We start from the raw sequence: 22,048 nt of genomic DNA, 5'->3' as shown, positions 1-22,048 counted from the left end.
ACGCCGGGGCCCGAGGCACACCCGTGAATCCCGTAAACCGTGAATCCCGTAACGGGCAACGGATCTGACATGCCGTCATGCCCGCAACCCCACCCGCGACGAAGGGAACACCCCATGCCGCTCTACCTGTTCGAGGTCACCACCGGGCGCCCCGACCGGGCCGCCGAGCAGATCGACGCGCTCGGCGCCGCGATCGCCCGAGCCGGCGGCGAGGTCGTCGAGGCGCAGGTGACGCGGGGCGCCGAACGCGTCTTCCTGGTGGTCGAGGCGCCGACCGCCGACCCGGTCGCCGGCGCCGTGCGCGCCGCCGAACTCCCGGGCGCCGCAACGGTGTCGGGGCCGGACCCGGTCCGGCTGGTGGGCGCCGAACTCGCCGAGGTGAAGGCCGCCCGCCCCGAGGCGGGCTATCTGGTCGAGTGGGACCTGCCGGCCGATCTCGACATGGAGAGCTATCTGGCGCGCAAGAAGGCGAACGCGCCCCGCTACGCCGAGGTGCCCGAGGTGAGCTTCCTGCGCACCTATGTGCGCGAGGACATGGTCAAGTGCCTCTGTTTCTACGACGCGCCGGGCGAGTCGGACGTGCTGCGCGCCAGGGAGGCCGTGTCGACGCCCGTGGACCGGCTGCACGCGCTGGCGCCGACCGAGGGGGAACGATGAGCGCCCCGCCGCCGGCCGCCGAGGCGGCCGCCGAACCGCTGAGCTCCTGGTTCGCGGAACGGGCCGCCGCTCTCGACGGGGGCGGCGACGACACCAGGGCGGGCCTGCGCTGGCTCGGCGAGCGGGGCCTGTTGGCCCAGGCGGCACCGGACGGGAGCGACGCCCCGCTGACCCCGGGCGTGCGGCTGGTCGAGGAGGTGTCGGCGTGCTGCCTCAGCTCCGGATTCTCGCTCTGGGCGCAGCTGATGGCCCACACCTACCTCCGGGTCGGCGCTCCCGGCGCGTTCGCACAGGGGTGGTCGGCGAGGCTGCGGGCCGGGGACGCCGTCGGTTGCACCGCGCTGGCGCCCGCGCTGCGCGATGTCGCGGGTCTTGAGCCGGTGCCGGTGCTGGCGCGGCGCGCGGCCACCGGGCTGCGCCTGGACGGTCCGGTGCGCTGGGCCTCCAACCTCTTCCCCGGCGCGCTGCTGATCCTCCCGGTGCGGCTGGACGGCGACCGGCGGGCCGTCGTCGGGCTCACCACGGACACCCCCGGGGTGCGGACGCACGAGCCGCCGGCGCTGCTGGCGCTCGGCGCCACCGCGTCGTCGGCGCTCACCCTCGAAGGGGTGCGGGTGCCGGACGAAGCGGTGCTCGCCGATGATCTGCCGGCGTTCGTGGCCCGGGTGCGGCCCACCTTCCTGCTGTTGCAGAGCGCCTTCTGCACCGGGCTCGCCGGGGCCGCGCTGCGGGCCGCCGAGGGGCGGCTGACCGGCGTGAACGCCACCCTCGCCGAGGACGCGTCGACCGCTCACGCCTGTTACGAGCGGGTGCGCTCCCGGCTGCACGCGCTGGCCGCCGAGCCGGGTCTGGCCGACCGGCCGGCGCTGCTGCGGCTGCGGCTGGACGCCGCGCACGCCGCGGGACTGGCCACCCGCCTGGAGTCGACGGTGCTCGGCGGCGCCGGCTTCGCGGTCGGCAGCGCGACCAACCGGCGGCTGCGCGAGGCCGCCTTTCTGCCCATCCAGTCACCGACGGAAGGACAACTCCGGTGGGAGCTCTCGCAGTTCGACTGACCGGCGCGACCAAGCGCCATGGCCGCTCGCCGGCCGCCCCGGCGGTGCTCGACGGCCTTGACCTGACGGTGGACCGGGACGAGTTCCTGGTCGTGGTGGGCCCGAGCGGCAGCGGGAAGTCCACCCTGCTGCGGGTGCTGGCCGGCCTTGAGCCGCTGGACGCCGGCCGGTTGGAGCGGCCCGCGGGCGACGGGACGGCCGGCCCCCGGCCGCCCACCGGCGTGGTCTTCCAACAGCCGCTGCTCCTCCCGTGGTTGACGGTGCGTCAGAACATCAGGCTGGGGCAGCGCTACCGCGCCAACCGGGGACGGTTCGACCCGGGGGCGGCCGATGAGTTGCTCGCCCGATTCGGCCTGACGGCGCTCGGCGACGCCTACCCCGACCAGCTCTCGGGCGGTCAGGCGCAACGGGTCGCGGTGGCGCGGGCCGTGGTGGTCCGGCCCGATGTGCTGCTGTTGGACGAGCCGTTCAGCGCGCTCGACCCGTCCACCAGGGCCGCACTCCAGGACTGGCTCCGCGAGATCGTCGAGGCGCTGCGGCTGACCGTCGTCCTGGTGACGCACGATGTGGACGAGGCGCTCTATCTGGGCGACCGCATCGCGCTGCTCGACGGCTCCGGGCGGGTCGCCGACAGCTGGCGGCACCAGCCGCCGGCCGACCGGGCCGGAATACGGGACCATCCGCTGCGCGCACGGGTGTTGGCCGGTTACCGCACGGATGTCGTGGCGGCCGAGGCGGCGGCCCGATGATCCATCTCCCCGGCACCGAGCCGACCCGGCGCGGTCTGCTGCGCGGCGCGGCGACCCTGGGCGCCGCCGCCCTGGTGGGCGGCGCCGGTGTGGCCGCCGCCGCCGATCTGGCGCGGCACGGCGGCGCCGGCGGCCGGCGCCCCGACGGGCCGCTGCGCGTCGGCTATCTGCCCATCACCGACGCCTCGCCGCTGCTGCTGGCCCACGGCCAGGGGCTGTTCGACGAGGCCGGCGTCCCGGTGGCCCGGCCGGTACTCTTCCGGAGCTGGGCTTCGCTGGCCGAGGCGTTCACCACCCGACAGGTGGACGTGGTGCACCTGTTGATGCCGCTGGCGGTGCAGCTGCGCTACCGGCTGGGCGCGGACGTCAAGGTGCTGGCCTGGAACCACACCAACGGCAGCGCGCTCACCGTGGCGCCGTCCGTGCGGAGCGCGGAGGAGCTGGCCGGCACCAGTGTGGCCATCCCCTACTGGTGGTCCATCCACAACATCGTGCTCCAGGAGATGCTGCGCGGCGCGGGACTGCGCCCCGTCATCCGCCGTGATCCCTCGCGTGCCGAGGGCACGGTGCGGCTGGTGGTGATGAGTCCGGCCGACATGCTGCCCGCGCTGCATGTGGGCACGATCGGCGGCTATATCGTGGCGGACCCCTTCAACGCGGCGGCCGAGGCCAGGGGCGTGGGTCGGGTCCTGCGGTTCGTCGGGGACGTCTGGCGCGACCACGCCTGCTGCGCCGTGCTCACCCACCGCTCGCTCATCGACGGCCGACCGGACCGGATCCAGGGCGTGTTGCACGCGCTGAGCCAGGCGCAGCTGTTCGCCGGCGAGCACCGGGAGGAGACGGCCGGGGTGCTGTCGACCGGTGGCTATCTGCCGCAGCCGCTGCCCGCGATCACCAGGGCGTTGACCTATCCGACGGCGCCCTATGCCGAGTCGGGCGCGCTGCGGCGCCCCGAGTGGCAGGGGCAGCGCATCGACTTCCGACCGTTCCCCTTCCCCGGCTTCACCGAGCGGCTCATCGAGGCGATGCGGACCACCCGGGTGGACGGGGACACCGGCTTCCTCGACTCCCTCGACCCGTCGGCCGTCCATGGCGATCTGGTGGACGACCGGTTCGTCCGGCGCGCCCTGGAGGCGCTGGGCGGCCCCGAATCCTTCGGCCTGCCGGCCGAGTTGACCCGCATCGAAGAGGTGAACCCCGCGTGAGCGAGATCCGTGCCCAGGCCCCACCGGTGGACGTGGCGGGCCGCGCCGCGCCGGCGGGCGAAGCGCGCCCGACGCCGGGGGCGCGCTGGCTGCCTCCGGCGGCGGCGATCGCCGTCGCCGTGGCGGTGTGGTGGTTGATCACCGACGTGCTGGTCGGCGACGACCCGCTGTTGTCGTCCTTCGCACCGCAGCACGCGGTGCCGGCCATCGGGGATCTGGCGAGCCGGGGGGTGCTCTGGGAGGACATCGGCGCGAGCCTGTCCCGGCTGCTGATCGGCCTGTTGCTGGCCGTGGTGGTGGGCTGGCCGGTGGGGCTGCTGCTGGGTCTCTCGGCGACTGCTGAGCGTGCCACCCGCCCGGTCTTCCAGTTCCTCCGCATGATCTCGCCGCTCTCCTGGGCGCCGGTCGCGGTGGCCGTGTTCGGCGTGGGCGGCCCGCCGGTGATCTTCCTGGTGGCCGCGGCCACCGTCTGGCCGGTGTTGATCAACACGGCGGCCGGGGTCAGGGCGGTCGACCCCGGGCATCTGCTGGTGGCCCGTTCGCTGGGCGCCAGCCGGCTTGAGGTGGTGGTCAGTGTGGTGGTGCCCGCGATCAGGGCCCATGTGCTGACCGGGTTGCGGCTGGCCCTCGGGATCGCCTGGGTGGTCCTGGTGCCGGCGGAGATGCTCGGGGTGGCCTCCGGGCTCGGCTACCAGATCCTCAACGCGCGCGACCAGTTGGCCTACGACCAGCTGATGGCGGTGATCCTCGTCATCGGCCTGCTCGGCTATCTGCTGGACTCCCTCGCCCAGCGGCTGCTCACCCCACGCCGGGGGCGCGGGGGCGAATGAGATCGGTTTCCTCATTCCGGCACCGCTTTCCTGATATCACAGAACTCTTTCTCGGCACTTTCTCGGCGCTTTCTCAATTCTCCCGACGATGACCGCCAGGTAACCGTTCCGGAACAGGCCATGGTTCGATTGGCATTCCCCTGATCCATTCACTATGTTCGATTCCGCAAACCGATCTGACTCATAGGGATAACGGGGAATACCTGTGCGCACACGCACACGACTGATCGCACCGGTGGCCGCTGTCGCGGTCGCCCTGCTGCTCACCGGCTGCGACGACGACGAGGGCGGCTCAGGACTCGGCGGGGGCGGCCCGGAACTGCCCGACTTCGACGCCGGCGAGCTCGAACTGGAGACCACCGGGGGCTTCGGCGGGGCGGATGACGGGCCCGCCGACGGGCCTGCCGACGGACCCGCCGACGGGCCGCCCGACATCGAGGGGGACGACAACTGGTACGCCCACTGGGAGTCCGGCGGCGTTGTCCTCTACACCACGACGGACGGCGTCCTGTACGGCAACAGCCAGACGGGCGAGGTCTGCCGGCAGCAGGTCGGACTCGCCGGCGGTCTCGACTGGGAGCCGGTGCTCTTCAACTGCGAGCAGGCCGGGCCCAAGCACGTCAACTTCCGGCTGTCGGGCGAGACGTTGACCATCGAATGGGACGAGGGCCATGAGAGCCTGGCGAAGGTCGAGAGCCTCGCGGGTCAGTCCGTGGATCTCGACGCCCTTCAGGTCGGATGACCCTCGGTACGGCTGATATTCGACTGAGTGAGAGAAACGGCGGGGTGTAAACCCCGAACGGCGCTTTCCCCCCGGCCTTTGCCGGGGGGAAAGCGCCGTTCGGGTATCGCGCGCGGAATCAGTGCGAGGCGGGCACCGGCGCCTTGTCGGCGTCCAGCTCGGGCTGACCGCCGGCCCCGGCGGCGCCGGGGTCGGTGGGCGGCCGGCGCACCAGGAAGGAAAGCGCCACCGCGATGAGCGCCATGCCGGCCCCGTACAGGAAGGCGTCGCTGATCCCGGACGCCTGGGCGGTGACCGGGTCGACCCCGTCGGCCTCGGAGCTGGTGGCGCCCCTGGTCATCACCGTGATGAACAGGGCGGTGCCGGCGGCACCGGCGAGCTGTTGCAGGGTGTTGAGGATGGCGCTGCCGTGGGAGTACAGGTCGGCCGGCAGTGAACCGAGCGACGAGGTCATCAGCGGCGTCATCAGCATCCCCAGCCCCGCGCTGAGCACGACATGCACCACGATGGCCAACCAGGTGGGGCTGGTGGTGTCCAGCAATTGCATCAGACCGAGGGCGAGGGTCACCGTGACGACCCCGGGGATCACCAGCGGGCGAGGCCCGAGGCGGTCGTAGAGGCGGCCCGACACCGGGGCGATCAGGCCCATGACCAGACCGCCGGGCAGCAGGACCAGGCCGGTCTGGAGCGTCGTCAGGTCCCGGACGTTCTGCAGGTAGATGGGCAGCAGGATCAGCGTGCCGAAGAGCGCGCCCATGGACACCAGCAGCATCAACAGCCCGACGGCGAACGAGCGGATGCGGAACGGGCGCAGGTCGAGCAGGGGCTGGCGGTCGGCGCTGCGCTGGAGCTGCACCTGGCGGGCGGTGAACGCGGCGAGCGCCACGGCACCGGCGGCGATCGGCAGCGCCGGAGGTATCAGGGTGTCGCCTTCGGCGGCCTCCCCGATGCTGCTCAGCCCGTAGACCAGACCGCCGAAGGCGACGGCCGACAGCGCGATCGAGACCATGTCGAAGTGGACCCTGGCCGGGGTGGTGATGTTGGTGATCTTCATCGTGCCGATGACCAGCGCGACGACGGCGACGGGCAGCACGAAGAGGAAGATCCACCGCCAGCTGAAGACCTCCAGGATCAGCCCGGAGAAGCTCGGGCCGACGGCGGGCGCCACCGCGATGACGATGGAGATCAGCCCCATGGTGCGGCCACGGCGGGAGGCGGGCACAAACGTCAGCACGGTCGTGATCAGCAGCGGGAGCATCACGGCGGTGCCCGCGGCCTGCACGATGCGCCCGGCCAGCAGCACCGGGAAGCCCGGCGCGGCGGCCGAGAGGGCGGTGCCGAAGGTGAACATGGACATCGCCGTGATGAAGACCGCGCGGGTGGAGAACCGCTTCAGGATCAGGCCGGTGGTGGGGATCACCACCGCCATGGTCAGCATGAAGCCGGTGGTCAGCCACTGCCCGGTGGCGTAGGGGATGTCCAGGTCCTTCATCAGGCGGGGCAGGGCCACGCCCATGACGGTCTCGTTGAGGATCATCACGAACGAGGCGGCCAGCAGCACCCCGATCACGAGGACGACGGCGGGAGACATCGACTCCTCGGTCGTGCCCATGTCCGGGCCGGGCTGCTTCGAGGCGATTTCCATACGAGTCCTTGGGCGGAAGAGTTGGTGCGGAAGACGGCGGGCAGCCGTAGGGCTCGGCCGAGCGGATGCGGGCGCGGAGAGGCACAGGTGAGCCCCCCGACAGGAGAGCTTACGTCTTCGCTGTCAGCGACTGTCAAACATGGCGGCTGCTATCGTCCCCGGCATGGAAACGGGACCCGAGCCGGGGCTGCGGGCCATCACACGGGCCATCACACGCGACGAGGTGCGGGCGCGGATCACCCGCACCGCCGAGGAGTTGTTCCTCACCCGCGGATACGACAAGACGACCGTCGACCAGATCGCCGGCGCCGTCGGGATGTCCCAGCGCAGCTTCTTCCGCTATTTCGCTTCCAAGGACGACATCGTCCTCGACACCTACGACCGGCTCGGTCGCGATCTGCTGGGCCGGCTGGTCGCCCGCCCCGAGGCGGAGAGCGACTGGGTCTCGCTGCGCCGCACCTTCGACGTGGTCACCGAGCAGTTGGCCGACCCGGAGGTGCGCGTCCACGGCGCCGCCGTGCAACGTCTGGTCGACTCCACGCCCGGCCTGTTGGCGCCCTATCTTCAGCGGCTCGACGGCATCCAGCAGCGGATGACCGGGCAGCTCGCCGCGCGGGCCGCCGACCAGGGGCGCACCGCCGATCCGGTGGTGCTGCGCGCCACGGTGGGCGCCGCGTTCGCCTGTTTGCAGGCGGCCATCTCGCATGCCTCCGGGCATGAGCCGACCGCGCTTCCCGATCTGCTGGACGCCGCGATGGACTCCGTGCGCGGCGCCGATGTCGTGGCGTGAGGCGGGCCCGGGTCGTCGACCCGGGCCCGCCTCACGCGGAGGGGAAGGGGCTCACCCCAGGACGCGGCTGCCGCCGAAGGTCACCACCAGGCTGCCGTCGTCGGCGAAGGACCAGTCGAGGTCGCCGGCGTAGGAGGAGCAGGCGGGGCCGTTGTCCCCGGACCAGAACTGGTTGGAGTCGTCGACGTCGCCGATGGTCCGGTCGTTGGATCCGCTGTCGCAGGAGACGTTGTCCCGGAACACCGAGGAACCGCCGTCGAAGTTGAAGTTGCGCTCGGAGCTGCTGATGCTGACGTTCCCCGAGACGTCCATGGTCCCGGTGTTGCGGTTGAAGGTGAAGCCGTGCTTCCCGTTGTCGTAGGCGATGTTGTCGCGGATGGTGTGGTCGACGCCGATGTCCTCGCCGCCGAGCTTGTAGCCGTTGCGGTCGCCGTTGCCCGCCTGGGAGCCGTCGCTGAGGGTGCCGTTCTCGTAGGCGAGGGAGCTCTCGATGGTCACCGCCCCGATGGCGCCGGTGTCCGACTTGGTGTAGAGGTCGTAGCCGTCGTCGATGTTGTTGTGCGCGACGGTGTGCCGGAAGACGTTGCCGGGGCCGACCGTCAGCTTGGGGGCGAAGCCGTCGGCGTCCTCGCCGTCGGAGTCGACGTTGTCATGCGACTCGGCGCTCAGGATCAGGTTGTTGGCCGGCCAGTCGCTCTCGGGCGTGTCGGAGGTCGCGCGGGAGAGCTGGAGCCCGGAGTCGCGGTTGAAGCGGGTCACCGTGCGCTCGATGATGTTGTCGCTGCCGGAGACGAAGATGCCGTTGTCGCCGGCGTGTTCGACGACGATGCCGTAGATGTGCCAGTAGGAGGCGTTGACGGCGAGCCCGCGGTTGGCGGAGTCCTCCTCCTGGGCGGAGAAGTCGAGCACCGGGGTCTGCCCCTCGTAGGCGGTGAGCGTGGTGCGGGCGCTCGCCGTGCCGTCGTTGCCCGCCTCCAGCGTGACGGTCTCCGCGAACTCGTAGGTTCCGCCGTGCAGATAGATCGTCCCGCCGGCGGAGACGCGGTCGATGGCCGAGGTGAGCGTCGTCGGGTCCGACTCGGTCCCGGTCGCGTCGTCCGTGCCGTCGGGCGCGACATGGAGGGTGTCCTCCGCCGCGCCGACGGCCGAATCGTCGGCGCCGGCCGTGGTGGTGCCGAGCGTCCAGGCGGCCAGCACGCCGGTCAACGACACGGCGAGGGCCGCGTAACGCCGACGGGTTCCTCGGGAAGCACGGTTTCGTGACATGGGTTCAACTCTCCTGACCGGAAGCCGAAGTGGGGGGTGCACCGCCCGGCCACGCGGCTGAACCGGCGGCGGGTGGGGTGGGCGGTGGCCGGGCGGGGGTCCCGTCCCCGCCCGTTCGGGCCGTATGCAGGGGAAGCGTAGGGGCGAGAAACAGAACAATTCAGGGCGGTGCGCGGACAATACCGCGCAGCGCCCCGAACGGGCCGCGGCTCAGCCGCCGACGGCCCCACTCACCTCGTTGGGCGCCTGCTCCAGCGCGCCCGTGGCCAGGACCTCGCCCGACTCGATGTCGATGGCGTGGATCTCGCGGGCCTCGGGATCCGTCACATAGGCGGTGTGGTCACGGACGAACAGCGCGGGACGCGGCTGCTGCCACTCCAGCGGCTCCTCCCAGGCGTCCAGCACCGGGATGTCGGTCGTCACCTCGCCCGTGTCGGGGTCGATCACGTGTATCCGCCCGTCCGTGCCCAGCACCAGGGCCTCGCCGTGCGGGCCCCTGGCCAGCGAGCGAAAGGTGTAGCTGGTGCCCAGGTCGACGAGTTCCAGCTCGCCCGTCGCGGTGTCGATGAGGGACACCTGCTCGGGGCGCTCCAGTTCGGCGTCGGGGTCCTGCTTGTAGTCGCCGAGGACGACCGGCGACTCCTCGCTGCCGGCCACATTGCCGATCCGCCCGTACGCGGTGGGGCTCTCCACCTTGACGAAGGCGCCGTCCCGGTAGATCAGCGCGCCGTTCTCGCAGCCGACGAGGACGGTCTCGTGCTCGGCGACGGTCTCCCCGTGCACCCCGGGGCACTCCTCGTTGCGGGTGACCTCCTCCCGGTCCCGGTCGAGCACGGCGGCGCCGGACCTCTCCTCCTCGGTGCCGAGGGTGACCAGGAGTTCGCCGGACTCCAGCGCCACGGCGACGCCGTGGTGCGGCGCGGCGGTGGTGTGGGTGTCCGTCTCGGGCAGTCCCTCGCCGAGGGCCTCCGGGTCGAAGACGGTGACCTCGCCGCTCCCGTCGGCGAAGAGCACGGTGCTGCCCGCGTGTCGCACCACATGTCCCGGCTTCTCACCGGGGAACTCGTCCTCGGTCAACTCGGCGGCGGTGGCGTTCAGTACGCGGAAGCCGGTCGCGGTGGAGACCAGCACATGGTGGTCGTCCCCCGCCGGGTTGACCCGGTTGAACCCGTCGAGCGGGATGTCCCGCGCGACCTCCAGGGTCCGGCCGTCCAGGATCTGGAGACCGCCGTCGTAGGTGAGCACGATCGGTTCCTCGACGGTGGTGGAGGACGAGTCGGCGGGCGCGGACTGGTCGTCCGGCTCGTCGGAGTCGTCCGATCCGCAGGCGGTGAGGCCCAGCGCGAGTGCGGTCAGGGCGGCCAGGGTCGCCCCGCCTCGGAGGCGATGCGTCGCATGCATGGCGGTGTGTTTCCTCTCCGTCCCCGAAGTCCCTTGGGACAGCGGGGATGTGGTGGTTGATCGGGTTCTCGGGTGTGGTCGCGGTGGGTCCGGTCTCAGGAGTCGCCGAGCGCGGCGACGATCGCCTCGGTGTTGGCGCGCATCATCTCCAGGTAGCTGGCGGCGCCCCCGTCCTCGTCGGTGAGCGACTCCGAGTGCAGGGCGACCACTTCGACGTCGACGCCCGCCTCCTCGGCGAGGACCTGGGCGAGCCGGTCGGGTTGGGAGGAGTCGGCGAAGATCGCCGGTACCCCGTTCTCGCGGACGGCGGTGGCCAGCGACTCCAGATCCGAGGCGCTGGGCGAGGCCAGCGTGGTGCCGCTGGGCACCACGGCGCCCACCACGCGGAAGTCGTGCCGCTCGGCCAGGTAGCCGAAGACGTGGTGGTTGGTCACCAGGGCGCGGCGTTCGGCGGGAATGGTCGCGAACCGTTCCGCCATCCACGCGTCGAGCGCCCTGACCTCCGCCAGATAGCTCTCGGCGTTGGCCCTGACCGTCTCGGCGTCGACGCCGCCGACCTCGTCGACGACGGCGTCGGCGATCAACTCGACGGCGGTGCCCATCCGTTCGGCGTCGGTCCAGAAGTGCGGGTCGAGTTCCCCAGCCGAGGCGTCGGAGGCATAGGGCAGCGGGTCGACCTCCTCGCCGACGGCGAGCGTCGCCACCCCCGCGTCCTCGGCGGCCCGGACGTGGCGCGCCACTCCCTCCTCCAGGCCGAGCCCGTTGTGGACCACCAGGCCGGCCCGTTCGACGGTGGCCGCCTCCTGCGCGGAGACGCCGAACGAGTGCGGATCGGCGTTGGGCCTCATCAGCACCGTGACCTCCGCCTGGTCGCCGACGATCCGCCGGGTGACATCGCCCAGGATGTTGGTCGTGACCACCACCTCGTCGCCGCCCGGTTCGTTCGTGGCGCAGGCGGTGGGCCCGGCGAGCGCCAGCACGCCGAGGGCGAGGAGCCCGATCCGCCGGCCGGCCGCGCCGGTCCTCCTCCGCTCCGGGCGCCTCATCGTCCGGTCTCCACCATGTGGTCGGGTGAGAGGCCGGGTTCGAGGGTGCGGGCCAGGCGCAGATCGTCGCGGTAGTCGATCTCGTGGACCACTCCGGCGGCCGGGTCGTTGACGTAGGCGCGGCTGGTGTCGACCTCGATGACCGGGGCCGGCGCGGCGTCGTCCGGGGGCGTGGCGAGCAGCGGGGTGCTGGCGGTGCGCCGGCCGGTATCGGTGTCGTAGGCGTGCAGGACGCCGTCGTCGGCGAGGGCCAGCAGCGTCTTCCCGTCTCCGACGGCGTTCACCGCCGTGAGGGGGCCGGTGTCGATCCGCGTCCACGTCCGTTCGGCGAGGTCCAGCGCCCAGGCGGCGTCGTCACCGGCCCGGGCCGCCAGGGTGTCGCTGCCTGGGCGGTGGGTGAACTCCTGTGCCCGCTGGGCCGGTTCGACGCCGTCGGGGTAGGGGATCGGGGTGCCGGTGAACGCGCCGTCCTCCTCGGCCACCAGCAACGCGCCGTCGGCGCAGGCGAAGACCACCCCGCGTCGGGTCGCCGCCGCGCCGCCCGCCTCCGGGCAGGGTTCGTCCAGGGTGGCGAGCGGCTCACCCGCCGCGTCCCTGATCCGCACGGTGTCGGGGGTGTCGGCGCCGGCCGTCACCAGCAGGTGCCCGGCGTGTGGCACGGCCGTGCCCAGCCGGCCCTCCGCGCTCAGCGCGACCGGCTCCGGCGGCTCGCCCTCGGCGAGCCGGTCGCGGTCGAGCAGGCGCACGGTGCCGTCGGCCCCGGTGAGCGCGGTGCGCGCGGTGTCGGCGTGCGCCGAGGCCAACTCCCCGACGGGCAGCGCGCCGAGGGCGGCCGGGTCGGCGCGGTAGTGGTGCACGTGGTCGCCGTGGTCGACGGTCCACCCGCCGCTGTCCACCAGGTGGACGGAGCCGTCGTCGGCGCCGAGATAGGCGAACCGGCCGTCGCCCCGCAGCTGCCGCACCCCGGGCACGGCCGGGAGTTCGGTGATCTCCTCGGTGGCGAGGTCGAGGACGGCGACGGCGCCGGTCCCGGCGTCGGCGAGGACCAGGCGGGAGGTGGCCTCGGCGGTCTCCTCGGCTCCCTCGACATAGCCGTGCGGGGTCTCGGTCGGCGCGGGTTCGGCCCCGGGGGACGGGCCGCCGCCGCAGCCGGCGAGCAGGGCGGCGAGGGCGCCGACGGTCGCTGTCGCGCTGAGCGTTGGGGTTCGTTTCACGGTGCGGGCTCTATCTCAGGTCGGATGGGATGGGCGGGTTGGGCGGGTTGGACGGGTTGGACGGCGTCGGCGGGATGGGCGGCGGTGGGAGCCGGGCGGCGTCCTCGGCGGTGGGTGCGGAGGACGGCGGTGGCGGCCGAGAGGAAGAACGCGGCCACCGCGACGGCCGAGATGGTGGCGCCGGCGGCGGTGCCGGCGTGCCAGGAGACGAGCAGCCCCAGCACGGTGGCGCCGGCGCCGACGAGCGCCGCGCCGAGCATCACCAGCGGGATGCGCCGCGCCCACAGGACGGTGGCCGCGGGCGGCGCGATCAGCAGCCCGAACACCAGCAGCGTGCCGACGACATGGAAGGACGAGACGATCGCCAGGGTCATGAGTCCGAGCAGGACGGCGCGCGCGTACCCGGGCCGCAGGCCGAGCGTGTCGGCCTTCCTGGCGTCGAAGACGAGCGCCACGAAGGAGCGGTGGCCGAGCACGGTGACCACGGCGGTGACGCCGAGGGCGACGCCGAGTTGCCACAGGTCGCGCTCGCGGACGGCCAGCACGTCGCCGAAGAGGAAGCCGGTGAGGTCGACGGCGAACGAGTCCGAGTGGGAGACGACGATCACGCCGACGGAGAGCATGCCGGCGAAGAGCAGCCCGATGCCGACGTCTCCGGAGAGCCTCGGCAGTCGGCCGAGGGCGGTGACACCGGCCGCCATCACCCCCGCGCTCGCGGCGGCGCCCAGCAGCGGGCTCACCCCGAGCAGCGAGGCGAGGGCCACCCCCGGCAGCATCCCGTGCGCCATGGCGTCCCCCAGGAAGGCCAGTCCGCGCAGCACCACCCAGGTGCCCACCAGCGCGCAGATCGCGGACACCAGCAGGCCACCCCAGAGGGCACGTTGGACGAAGGAGACCGCGAACGGGTCGAGAAACCACTCCATACCCGGCACCCTATAATGAAAATGATTATCACTAGCAAGGAGGTTCCCTGTGACGAAGAACTCCATCCCGCCGGATATCGCCCTGCGGCGCGTCTCCGCCGGCTACGGGAACCGCCCGGCGCTGCACGCGATCAGCGCCCGGATACCCGGGGGCCTGGCCACCTCCCTGGTGGGCGCGAACGGGGCCGGGAAGTCGTCGCTGTTGGCGGTGCTGGCCGGGGTCCTCGACCTCGCGGACGGCACCGTGACGGGACGCGGCCCGAGGCGGCCGGCCCTGGTGGTGCAGCGCGACGCGGTCCCCGACGGGCTCCCCATCACCGTGCGCGAGACGGTCGCCATGGGCCGCTGGGCCGATCTCGGCCCCTGGCGCCGGGCACGCCCCGAGGACCGCGCGCTGGTCGAGGCGTGCCTGGACCGCCTGGGCATCGTCGATCTGGCCCGACGGCAGCTCGGTTCGCTCTCCGGCGGGCAGCGGCAGCGCGCGCTGGTCGCTCAAGGGCTCGCGCAGCGGCCCGAGTTGCTGCTTCTCGACGAACCAACGGCCGGCCTCGACGCCGAGGCCGGCCGGCGGGTGGCCACCGCCCTGGACACCGCCGTCGCCGAGGGGACGACCGTGGTGCACGCCACCCATGACCTCGGCCTCGCGCTCCGCGCCGACCACTGCCTGCTCCTGGCGCACGGCCGGCTGCTCGCCGAGGGGCCCCCGGCGGAGGTCCTGACCCCCGAGGCGCTCCGCCGAGCCTGGGGAACGCCCGAACTGCCGGACGCCCGCGGTGATCTCACCGGGACGGCCCGGTACCGATGCTGACCGTGCGCGCCCACGGGGGCGGCGGGTCCTGGCGGTACGGGGGTTCGTCGTCGTCCCACGCCCTGGCCGGCGGCTGCCGGGGGAAGAGGCCGATCACCGTGCGGCACGGCGGCCGGCGTTCGGGCCAGGACGTCTGCCCGTCGGTGAGCACCACGACGACATCGGGGCGCGGCGCCGTGCCGAGCGCCCGGGCGAAGCCGGTGCGCAGATCGGTTCCGCCGCCGCCCACCAGCGGGATGGACTCGGCCCGGCAGAGCTGGTGCACGGCGGGAGCCGCCGCGTCACAGGGCAGCACCCGCACCAGGTCCCGACGCCCGCCCAGGGCCCTGCCGATCGCGGCCACTTCGAGGAGCGCGCTGCCCAACTCGGTGTCGCTGACCGAGCCCGAGGTGTCGATGACCACGGAGACCCGGGGTGGTCTGCGCCGCAGTCCCGGCAGCAGCACGCCCGGCACCCCGGCGGCGCGCCGGGCGGGCCGGCCATAGGTGTGGTCGTCGCCGGCCCCGGCCCCCGAGACCGCCGAACGGACGGCCGCGCCGAGCAGTCGACGCCAGGGCTGGGGCGGGTGGAACACCTCGTCGGCCCACCGCCGCCAGCCCCTCGGGGCGTTACCCGGGCGCCCGGAGATGCCGCGCGCCACCCGGAACCGCACCGCGTCGCGCTCCTCCGCGCTGAGTCCGTGGGCGCCGTCAGGACCCAGGTCCCAGGGGCGCTCCAGGCCGTCGGCGCCGCTGCCGCACTCCAGCCAGGCCAGGCTCTGGGTGCGCGGCCCGAGCCGGAACTGCCGCAGGTAGTCCTCCATCAACTCCCCGTCGCGCAGCCCCAGCAGAGCCGGCTGGACCGCGCCCTCGGGGCGGACGAGACCGTCCCCAAACAGGTCGTCGTTGATCTCGCAGTCCGCGGCGATGTTGATCCGCAGCCGCTCCGCACGCCCGGTCAGCCCGCGTTCCCGCGCCACCCGGTCGCCGCGCCCGTGGTGGTCGCGCAGCAGGTGCGACACCTCGTGCACCCACACGCCGGCCAGCTCCTCCTCCGGCGTCGCGGCCACGAACGCCGGCGAAGCGTAGACCCGCCAGTGCTGGTCGACGGCCATCGTGGGCACCCGCCGCGACTCCACCACACGCAGCGCGAACAGCGCCGTGGCCAGGTAGGGCCGCACGCGGGCGGCGTGCAGGCGAGCGGCGTAGAGCTTGTCGAGGTCCAGCGTCTCCCCCGTCATCGGCCGACCCGGCCGGCGGTCGCGACCCGGGCCGCGGCGCGGTCCGCACGGCGGGACAGCGACACCACGCCGGCGAGCCGCTCGATCGACTCGGGCACGTCCCAGTCCTCGCGGCGCAGCGTGGCCAGCGTGGTCGCCGGCACCACCACCAGATCAGGCGCCCCCGTCTCCAGCGCCCTGACCAGCAGCGCCCAAGCGGCGTCCCAGCGTTCCCGCTCGGGACGGCGGCGGACGGCGGCGACCACGCCGTCGAGCACGGCCTGCCGCAGATCGCCCCGCTCGGGCAGTGCGGCGGCGGCCGGGTCGGCGAGGAGCGCCTCGGGGTCGGGCAGGTCCATCCGGTCGATGCCGGCCAGCAGTTCGAGCCCGGGGCCGTCCCCCACCGTCCCCCTGACCAGCTCGGAGAGCGCCTCCCTGCTGGCCTCGGCCGCGGTGGCGAAGGCGATCAGCCGCAGCGTCATCTCCCAGCTGCGCGGCGACGGCCAGGGCCCGCCGCGCTGGGCCTCGGTGGTGGGCAGCCGGTGCACCAGCCCCGGGCGGGCGGCGAGCAGCCCGCAGACGGCGCGGCGGGCGAAGTCGACCGCCGCGGGCAGCCGTTCGGGGTCGAGCCGGGGCAGGGTCGCCGTCGGCCAGGTGCCGCCCAGGCCACGGACGACCACCTCGTGGTCATGGGTCCATGTGAGGTGGACGAACCGGTTGGCGAGCGGCGCGCTCAGCTCCCAGCCGTCGGCGGCCGACGACCTGGGGTTGGCGGCGGCGACGATCCGGACCTCGGGGGGCAGCCGCAGCGAGCCGACCCGGCGCTCCAGGACCAGCCGCAGCAGCGCCGCCTGGACGGCCGGCGGCGCCGTGGACAGCTCGTCGAGGAAGAGCAGGCCCCGGCCCTCCCGCACCATGCGCACCGCCCAGTCGGGCGGCGCCATCGGCACGCCCTGTTCCGCCGGGTCGTCGCCGACGATGGGCAGCCCCGCGAAGTCGGAGGGCTCGTGCACGCTGGCTATCACGGTGGTCAGCGGCAGGTCGAGGGCGGCGGCGAGCTGGGTGAGGGCGGCGGTCTTGCCGATGCCGGGCTCGCCCCAGAGCAGCACCGGCAGATCGGCCGCCACGGCCAGCGTCAGGGCGTCGAGCTGGACGTCGGGGCGCGGCTCGGTGGCGGTATCGCGCAGCAGGGTCAACAGCTGGTCGGCGACGTGGAGTTGGGCGACGGAGGCATGCGTGGGCACAGATGATCACCTGGGGTGGGTGCGGGCCGCGCGAGCGGCGGAGGGAAGGGGGTCCTGGAAGAAGGCGCCGGCTCAGCGTGCGGACGCGTGCCGGGGGTGGGAACGGTGGTCGGGGGAACGGCGGCGCCGTGCCGGCGGCGCGCCGACCCGGGCCGGGCCCGGCTCGCCGAGGCCGGCCCGGAACAGGCCCCTGGCGATCCGGAGCCGCTGGTCCCTGGCCAGAGCGTCCCGCAACGGGCCGTCGGGCAGCGTCGCCGCCGGGCCCAGCAGGGCCTCGACGACGGCGCGGGCGCCGGCGGTGTCGCCGTGGTCGAGGCGTTCGCCGATGTCGGCGAGCGCCTCGGGACGGCGGTGCGCGGTGTCGATCGCCCGCAGGCAGGGCAGGGGCGTGCCGGTCAGCGCGGCCAGCAGCTCCTCCCGCGCCAGCTCGGCGGGGTCGTGGTCCAGGGCGGCCAGCTCGCCGTCCACCAGCCCGATCCGGTGCCGGGCGCCCCGGCAGTCCACCCACAGGGGGCCCGGGTCGGCGGGCGGTGGCGCGGCCGGCTGAGGTGCGCTGGCCCCGGCCAGGGCCGAGGCGACCAGCGGGTGCAGCCGGTCGGCGTCGATCAGGCCGGCCGCCAGCAGCTCCAGGTCCGGGAGCGGCCAGGTCGCCGCCTCGGGCAGGACCGGCAGCGCGGCGAGATCGCCCGTGCCGGGGGCGCGCTCGATCCGGGCGGCCGGTGTGCCGGTTCCGTCGTCGGCCCCGGGCAGGGTCAACAGCAGGCGGTGCCGGCCGGTCAACCGCACCGTGACGGCGCCGGTGGTCCGCCCCTCGGCGCGGAGCAGCAGCGCGGCCTCGGCGGCCCAGTGGTCGACCGCCCGGCGGTCGGCCCAGGAACGAACCCGCAGCTCATCGGCCCGGTGCGCGTCCCAGAGATGGCGGTGCAGATCGAGCCGGAACCTGCGCCGGGGGTGTGCCCCGGGGTGGGTGCCGTCCAGCAGGGCCAGGCTGATCCGCTGCCCGGCCGCGGCCCAGGCCGGTGGCGTCCCGGCCACCAGGCACAGCGGCCGACCGTCCCGTCCGGTGCCGGGGTAACGGGCGAGCGCGAAGGTCAGGCCCGGGCGCAGCAGCCCGTCGGGGGCGACCCTGGGCATATGCCAACGCAGCAGGTCGGGGGCCAGCCGCCGCAGATCGTCGCGGACCAGGGCGGCGAGCTCCCGGCCGTGGGCGCGCGCCAGGGAACGAAGGTCGAGGTCGACATCGAAACGCGCGGCGGCACAGGAGCCGGCCCAGTCCCCGGCCTGGCGGCGGGCGGTCGCGGTCTCGATCATGGTGGGCGGCACGGCGTAGGCCCGCACGCGCTGCCACCGGGAAAGGCGGGGACTCTCGGTCGCGGATCGGATGAGCATCAGCACTCACCTTGCGCGGACGAGTCCCCCAATCCGGAGAAGGAGTAAGTCGTCATCCCGGGGAGCGTACCCGTCGTGGCGCCCGCCGCGCCAGTCATCAACTCGGCCCGTCCGGGGGCGCGTTCCGCCGTGGGGTCAGACGAGGCCGCCGTTGGTGAACAACGTCTGCCCGTTGACCCAGCGGGCCGGGCCGGCGAGGAAGGCGACGGTCTCGGCGATGTCCTCGGGCTGGCCGAGGCGTTCCAACGGGACGGCGTTCGCCAGGTTGTCGATGGTCCCCTGGTCCTTGCCGTCGAGGAAGAGCGGCGTCGCCGTCGGCCCGGGGGCCACGGCGTTGACGGTGATGTCCTTGCCGCGCAGCTCGCGCGCCAGGATCAACGTCATGCCCTCGACCGCGGCCTTGCTCGCCACATAGCCGGCGTAGTTCGGGAACTGGGCGCGGCTGACGCTGGACGAGAGGTTGATGATCGCGCCGCCGCGCCTGAGCCGGCGGGCGGCCTGCTGGGAGACGATGAAGGCGCCCCTGATGTTGGTGCGGTGCATCCGGTCGAGGTCGTCGAGGTCCAGTTCGGTGACGGGCGCCAGCAGCATGACGCCGGCGGTGTTCACGAGGACGTCGAGGCCGCCGAAGGCGTTCTCGACCTCGTCGAAGGCGGCGCGCATGGCCACCTCGTCGGCGATGTCCCCGCCCACGGCGACGGCCCGCCCGCCGGCCGAGGTGATCTCCTCGACCACGCCGTCCGCCCGGGCCTTGTTGCCGGCGTAGTGCACGCCGACGGCGACGCCGTCCCCGGCGAGCCGCCGGGCACAGGCGCGGCCGATGCCGCCTGAGCCGCCGGTGACAAGCGCGACGCGCGTTCCCTGGGGCGTGGGGGTCGAGCTGCTCATGCCGTCGTTCCCTTCGTGCGGGGCGGGGGTCACTCCTGGAGCATGGCCGCCCCGGCGGTGCCGGGCACGTCGGACACGCGTCAACGCCGCGGCGGTCCCCCCGGGGACGGGCCCCGGCTACCGCCCGGCGCGCCGGTATGACAGAATCCCGGCAAGGTCACGAGTGACAGCGAACTGGGCCCCGGCCCGCTGTCCGGCAACCCTCCGTCGCGGCGGGGTGCCCCGGGTGATGACCGGGCCGTGGACAGCAGGGTTCACGGCAAGTGCGGCCCATTGGAGTTCTCGTGCGTCAGCGAATGTCCTAGGAGCGTCGGCTCCCCCTCTCGCCCTGTCTCTTTTCGGTCGCGGCGGTGCCGTGGCTGTTCACTCCGCCGAGTCCTGCCCGGAGATCTCGTCATGACCACCTGTACTTCGCCTTCCCCTGCCCTCGTCTCCGCCCCGCCGTCGGACGACGCCGATCCGCATGCCGTGCTCAGCGCCGACGTGAGGGCGCCGATCGCCGGCGGCGGCGAGATCGGCTACGCCGCCCTCGACTACGCGGCCAGCGCCCCGGTGCTGCGTCGGGTCTGGGACGAGGTCGCCGCCTACGCGCCGCTCTATGGCAGCGTGCATCGGGGCGCCGGCCATCTGTCGCGGCTCTCCACCGAGTTGTTCGAGCGCAGCCGGGCCACGGTGGCCGGGTTCCTCGACTGCCGCCCGGACGACCAGCTGTGGTTCACCCGGTCGACCACGGACTCGTTGAACCTGCTCGCCGCCTCGTTGCCCGCCGGTACCCGGGTCTTCGTCTTCGAGACCGAGCACCACGCGGCCCTGTTGCCGTGGGCTCGACACGGCCACGCCGTGACCTATCTGCCGACGCCCCGGGCGCCGGAGCTGGCCGTGCGCGCGGTGGAGACCGCGCTGGCCGCGGCGCCCGAGGGGCCGAAGCTGCTCTGTGTCACCGGCGCCTCCAATGTCACGGGCGAGCTGTGGCCGGTGGCGGAGTTGACGTCGGTCGCGCACCGGCTCGGCGCCCGAATCGTGCTGGACGCCGCCCAGTTGGTGCCCCACCGGCCGGTCAGTGTCGCGGAGCTCGACGTGGACTGGGTGGCGTTCTCCGGGCACAAGCTGTACGCGCCGTTCGGCGCCGGGGTGCTCGCGGGGCGCGCTGACTGGCTCGCGGCTGCGCCGCCCTATCTGGCGGGCGGCGGCGCCACCCGCGTGGTCGCGCGGGATCCGCGTGCGGGGGTGCGCGTCGAGTGGGCGGAAGGCGAGGCGCGGCACGAGGCCGGCTCGCCCAATGTGATCGGCGCCTTCGCGATCGCCGCCGCCTGCCGGGCGCTGACGGAGGGACCCGGCTACGACGGCCTCGTGGCCAGGGAACGGGAGCTGTTCGGGGCGCTGCGCGCGGGCCTGGCGCGGCTGCCGGCGGTGGCCGAACTGTCGCTGTTCGGCGGGGAGTCGGAGCGGGTCGCGGTGGTGTCGTTCACGGTGGATGGCTGGGACAGCGCCGCGTTGGCGCGGGCGCTCTCCGACCGCTACGGGATCGGCGTCCGCTCGGGGATGTTCTGCGCCCAGCCGTTGGTGCGGCGGCTGCTGCGCTCCGAGGGCCCCGCCGACGACTGCGGCGGCGCGCTCCAGGCGGTGCGGGTGAGCTTCGGCGCCGGCACCCCGGACGAGCACGTCCGACGGCTGCTCGACGCGCTCGCCGACCTGACCGGAGCGCCCACGGCCTGACGCTCCGTCAGCGAGTGGTTCAGCGAGTGGTCCCCCGCAGGCGGGGGATGACACGGTCGCAGAGGGTCTCGAAGTCGTTGCCGAGGATGAGTTGGAAGCCGTCGACGCCGCCCTCCTCGTACCAGCGGCGCAGCTCGTCGCCGAGCTGTTCCGCGGTGCCGACGAAGCGGGCGTGCTCGCCGATGGTGGCCGCCTCGACGGCGAACTCCCCCACGGTGCGGCCCGGTTCTCCGGCCAGGTCCCACAGGGGCAGATACGAGGAGCCACAGGTGGCGAACACCTCGTCGGGGTCCTCGGGGAGCACGTCGGCCGGGAGCCGGTCGGCGGAGCCGGCGTCGCCGAGGCGCAGCAGGGGGAACCGGGCCCGCAGCCGGTCCACGGCGGCCCCGCCGCCCGAGGCGCCGGCGCGCCGCCGCTCCGCCTCGATCAGCCGCTCGGCCTCGGCGCGGGTGGCGGTGATCCGGACGAAGCCGCCGGGGAGTACGGCCACGCTGTCCTCGGGGCGACCGGCCGCCCGCACCTCGCGGCGCAGGACGCGGCGCAGTGCGCGGGCCGCGCCCAGCGTCGGGGTGCCGACGAAGACGCCGTCGGCGGTGCGGGCGGCCAGCCGCAGGCCGGCCAGCGAGGACGTGGCCTGGAGGGTGAAGGGGAACTCGGCCGAGTGAGGGGCCATGTCGATGGGCCCGTTCTGCTCGTAGAACGCCCCGTGGTGGTCGACGTCGGCGATCAGGTCATCGCGGATGAAGCGGTCGGTCGTCGGGTCGGGGGTGTTGGCCGCCGGTGGCCAGCTGGCCCAGAGCCGCCTCGCGACGTCGAGGAACTCCTCGGTCTGCGCGTGGCGTCGCGTGCGGGGAACGTCGCGCCGCATACCGATGGCGGTGCCCGAGCGGAAGGAGGACACCAGGTTGAGCCAGGCCCGGCCGGCGGAGATCCGGTCCAGGCTGGCGAGGGCGCGGGCGGCGGAGAACGGGTGGGTGTAGAGCGTGGAGACGGTCGGCATCACCGCGATCCTGCTGGTCGCGGAGGCGATCAGCGCGCCGGCCTGGAACGGTTCGAAGACCGTCAGCGGCGGTCCCGAGCGCAGTCCGGCGCGGTTGACGCCGGAGAAGTCGGCCTGGAAGAGGACGTCGAAGCCGGCGGCCTCGGCGCGCTGGGCCTCCCGTACGAAGGTGTCGACCCGGAACGGGGAGTCGGCGCGGCCCGCCTCGGTCCGCCAGTCCCGACTGGCCGGCAGATACTGGGCGTTGAGCAGCAGCAGGGGGGCGCGGCGCGGGGTCGTCAT

Annotated in this window: 20 protein-coding genes and 1 riboswitch; of the genes, 9 read left to right on the top strand and 11 right to left on the bottom strand. The window is 73.7% G+C overall.

Going from position 1 to position 22,048, the window contains the following annotated elements; translation table 11 throughout:
• Positions 1–114 precede the first annotated feature (114 nt).
• From K4G22_RS29760 to K4G22_RS29735, 6 genes are all read left to right on the top strand, one after another.
• Positions 115–657, top strand: a complete 543-nt coding sequence (locus tag K4G22_RS29760) for a DUF4242 domain-containing protein (RefSeq protein WP_228083567.1) — start codon at positions 115–117, stop codon at positions 655–657.
• Positions 654–1,712, top strand: coding sequence for an acyl-CoA dehydrogenase family protein (locus tag K4G22_RS29755; protein ID WP_228083566.1), 1,059 nt, complete (start codon positions 654–656; stop codon positions 1,710–1,712). Before K4G22_RS29760 ends, K4G22_RS29755 begins: the two co-directional genes overlap by 4 nt.
• Complete coding sequence (locus K4G22_RS29750; RefSeq protein ID WP_228083565.1) at positions 1,688–2,461, top strand: ABC transporter ATP-binding protein; 774 nt, start codon at positions 1,688–1,690, stop codon at positions 2,459–2,461. Before K4G22_RS29755 ends, K4G22_RS29750 begins: the two co-directional genes overlap by 25 nt.
• Positions 2,458–3,666, top strand: coding sequence for an ABC transporter substrate-binding protein (locus K4G22_RS29745; RefSeq protein ID WP_228083564.1), 1,209 nt, complete (start codon positions 2,458–2,460; stop codon positions 3,664–3,666). The genes K4G22_RS29750 and K4G22_RS29745 overlap by 4 nt, the downstream gene beginning before the upstream one ends.
• Positions 3,663–4,496, top strand: a complete 834-nt coding sequence (locus K4G22_RS29740) for an ABC transporter permease (RefSeq protein ID WP_228083563.1) — start codon at positions 3,663–3,665, stop codon at positions 4,494–4,496. The genes K4G22_RS29745 and K4G22_RS29740 overlap by 4 nt, the downstream gene beginning before the upstream one ends.
• A 205-nt stretch (positions 4,497–4,701) precedes the next feature.
• Positions 4,702–5,238 carry a hypothetical protein gene (locus K4G22_RS29735; protein ID WP_228083562.1) on the top strand — a complete coding sequence of 179 codons (537 nt, stop codon included), beginning with the start codon at positions 4,702–4,704 and terminating at the stop codon, positions 5,236–5,238.
• Positions 5,239–5,356: 118 nt separating this feature from the next.
• On the opposite strand, the gene K4G22_RS29730 is transcribed toward K4G22_RS29735, so the two are convergent.
• Complete coding sequence (locus K4G22_RS29730) at positions 5,357–6,883, bottom strand: MDR family MFS transporter (RefSeq protein WP_228083561.1); 1,527 nt, start codon at positions 6,881–6,883, stop codon at positions 5,357–5,359.
• Between the two features lie 163 nt (positions 6,884–7,046).
• Here K4G22_RS29730 and K4G22_RS29725 point away from each other — a divergent pair, with 163 nt between their 5' ends.
• Positions 7,047–7,673, top strand: coding sequence for a TetR/AcrR family transcriptional regulator (locus K4G22_RS29725; RefSeq protein ID WP_228083560.1), 627 nt, complete (start codon positions 7,047–7,049; stop codon positions 7,671–7,673).
• Between the two features lie 51 nt (positions 7,674–7,724).
• Here K4G22_RS29725 and K4G22_RS29720 read toward each other — a convergent pair whose 3' ends face one another.
• From K4G22_RS29720 to aztB, 5 genes are all read right to left on the bottom strand, one after another.
• Entirely contained in the window at positions 7,725–8,939 is a 1,215-nt protein-coding gene (locus tag K4G22_RS29720; protein ID WP_228083559.1) for a right-handed parallel beta-helix repeat-containing protein, read from the bottom strand.
• A 210-nt stretch (positions 8,940–9,149) separates the two neighbouring features.
• The gene (gene aztD, locus K4G22_RS29715) at positions 9,150–10,340 is read right to left on the bottom strand and encodes a zinc metallochaperone AztD (protein ID WP_228083558.1); all 1,191 of its coding nucleotides are present in this window, start codon (positions 10,338–10,340) and stop codon (positions 9,150–9,152) included.
• Between the two features lie 95 nt (positions 10,341–10,435).
• Positions 10,436–11,386, bottom strand: a complete 951-nt coding sequence (gene aztC / locus K4G22_RS29710) for a zinc ABC transporter substrate-binding protein AztC (RefSeq protein ID WP_228083557.1) — start codon at positions 11,384–11,386, stop codon at positions 10,436–10,438.
• Positions 11,383–12,600, bottom strand: coding sequence for a WD40 repeat domain-containing protein (locus K4G22_RS29705; protein WP_228083556.1), 1,218 nt, complete (start codon positions 12,598–12,600; stop codon positions 11,383–11,385). The genes aztC and K4G22_RS29705 overlap by 4 nt, the downstream gene beginning before the upstream one ends.
• Entirely contained in the window at positions 12,597–13,523 is a 927-nt protein-coding gene (aztB, locus tag K4G22_RS29700; protein WP_228083555.1) for a zinc ABC transporter permease AztB, read from the bottom strand. Before aztB ends, K4G22_RS29705 begins: the two co-directional genes overlap by 4 nt.
• A 49-nt stretch (positions 13,524–13,572) precedes the next feature.
• Here aztB and aztA point away from each other — a divergent pair, with 49 nt between their 5' ends.
• Positions 13,573–14,331, top strand: coding sequence for a zinc ABC transporter ATP-binding protein AztA (gene aztA, locus K4G22_RS29695; RefSeq protein ID WP_228083554.1), 759 nt, complete (start codon positions 13,573–13,575; stop codon positions 14,329–14,331).
• Here the strand turns inward: aztA and K4G22_RS29690 are convergent.
• From K4G22_RS29690 to K4G22_RS29675, 4 genes are all read right to left on the bottom strand, one after another.
• On the bottom strand, positions 14,303–15,550 hold the full coding sequence (locus K4G22_RS29690; protein ID WP_228083553.1) for a vWA domain-containing protein: 1,248 nt from the start codon (positions 15,548–15,550) through the stop codon (positions 14,303–14,305). The two genes, aztA and K4G22_RS29690, sit on opposite strands and share 29 nt — an antisense overlap.
• Complete coding sequence (locus tag K4G22_RS29685; protein WP_228083552.1) at positions 15,547–16,773, bottom strand: AAA family ATPase; 1,227 nt, start codon at positions 16,771–16,773, stop codon at positions 15,547–15,549. Before K4G22_RS29685 ends, K4G22_RS29690 begins: the two co-directional genes overlap by 4 nt.
• 72 nt (positions 16,774–16,845) lie before the next feature.
• Positions 16,846–18,162, bottom strand: coding sequence for a hypothetical protein (locus K4G22_RS29680; protein WP_228083551.1), 1,317 nt, complete (start codon positions 18,160–18,162; stop codon positions 16,846–16,848).
• Between the two features lie 135 nt (positions 18,163–18,297).
• Complete coding sequence (locus tag K4G22_RS29675; protein ID WP_228083550.1) at positions 18,298–19,050, bottom strand: SDR family oxidoreductase; 753 nt, start codon at positions 19,048–19,050, stop codon at positions 18,298–18,300.
• A 155-nt stretch (positions 19,051–19,205) separates the two neighbouring features.
• Positions 19,206–19,322: riboswitch (SAM riboswitch) on the top strand.
• Between the two features lie 124 nt (positions 19,323–19,446).
• On the opposite strand from K4G22_RS29675, the gene K4G22_RS29670 reads away from it, so the two are divergent.
• On the top strand, positions 19,447–20,766 hold the full coding sequence (locus tag K4G22_RS29670; RefSeq protein ID WP_228083549.1) for an aminotransferase class V-fold PLP-dependent enzyme: 1,320 nt from the start codon (positions 19,447–19,449) through the stop codon (positions 20,764–20,766).
• A 19-nt stretch (positions 20,767–20,785) separates the two neighbouring features.
• Here the strand turns inward: K4G22_RS29670 and K4G22_RS29665 are convergent, their stop codons facing one another.
• Positions 20,786–22,048 (bottom strand): LLM class flavin-dependent oxidoreductase, encoded by a 1,263-nt coding sequence (locus K4G22_RS29665; RefSeq protein ID WP_228083548.1) that lies wholly within the window; start codon positions 22,046–22,048, stop codon positions 20,786–20,788.

The organism is Streptomyces profundus, assembly GCF_020740535.1.
Classification (GTDB): Bacteria; Actinomycetota; Actinomycetes; order Streptomycetales; family Streptomycetaceae; genus Streptomyces; species Streptomyces profundus.
Note: the sequence above shows the minus strand (reverse complement) of the source record. Positions and strands in the feature narration are given on the sequence as shown.

Excerpts from the sequence above, each read along its gene's own strand:
- K4G22_RS29760 (WP_228083567.1), top strand. The coding sequence starts at position 115 with ATGCCGCTCTACCTGTTCGAGGTCACCACCGGGCGCCCCGACCGGGCC.
- K4G22_RS29755 (WP_228083566.1), top strand. The coding sequence starts at position 654 with ATGAGCGCCCCGCCGCCGGCCGCCGAGGCGGCCGCCGAACCGCTGAGC.
- K4G22_RS29745 (WP_228083564.1), top strand. The coding sequence starts at position 2,458 with ATGATCCATCTCCCCGGCACCGAGCCGACCCGGCGCGGTCTGCTGCGC.
- K4G22_RS29730 (WP_228083561.1), bottom strand. The coding sequence starts at position 6,883 with ATGGAAATCGCCTCGAAGCAGCCCGGCCCGGACATGGGCACGACCGAG.
- K4G22_RS29725 (WP_228083560.1), top strand. The coding sequence starts at position 7,047 with ATGGAAACGGGACCCGAGCCGGGGCTGCGGGCCATCACACGGGCCATC.
- K4G22_RS29720 (WP_228083559.1), bottom strand. The coding sequence starts at position 8,939 with ATGTCACGAAACCGTGCTTCCCGAGGAACCCGTCGGCGTTACGCGGCC.
- aztD (WP_228083558.1), bottom strand. The coding sequence starts at position 10,340 with ATGCATGCGACGCATCGCCTCCGAGGCGGGGCGACCCTGGCCGCCCTG.
- aztC (WP_228083557.1), bottom strand. The coding sequence starts at position 11,386 with ATGAGGCGCCCGGAGCGGAGGAGGACCGGCGCGGCCGGCCGGCGGATC.
- aztB (WP_228083555.1), bottom strand. The coding sequence starts at position 13,523 with ATGGAGTGGTTTCTCGACCCGTTCGCGGTCTCCTTCGTCCAACGTGCC.
- K4G22_RS29690 (WP_228083553.1), bottom strand. The coding sequence starts at position 15,550 with ATGACGGGGGAGACGCTGGACCTCGACAAGCTCTACGCCGCTCGCCTG.
- K4G22_RS29680 (WP_228083551.1), bottom strand. The coding sequence starts at position 18,162 with ATGCTCATCCGATCCGCGACCGAGAGTCCCCGCCTTTCCCGGTGGCAG.
- K4G22_RS29675 (WP_228083550.1), bottom strand. The coding sequence starts at position 19,050 with ATGAGCAGCTCGACCCCCACGCCCCAGGGAACGCGCGTCGCGCTTGTC.
- K4G22_RS29670 (WP_228083549.1), top strand. The coding sequence starts at position 19,447 with ATGACCACCTGTACTTCGCCTTCCCCTGCCCTCGTCTCCGCCCCGCCG.
- K4G22_RS29665 (WP_228083548.1), bottom strand. The coding sequence starts at position 22,048 with ATGACGACCCCGCGCCGCGCCCCCCTGCTGCTGCTCAACGCCCAGTAT.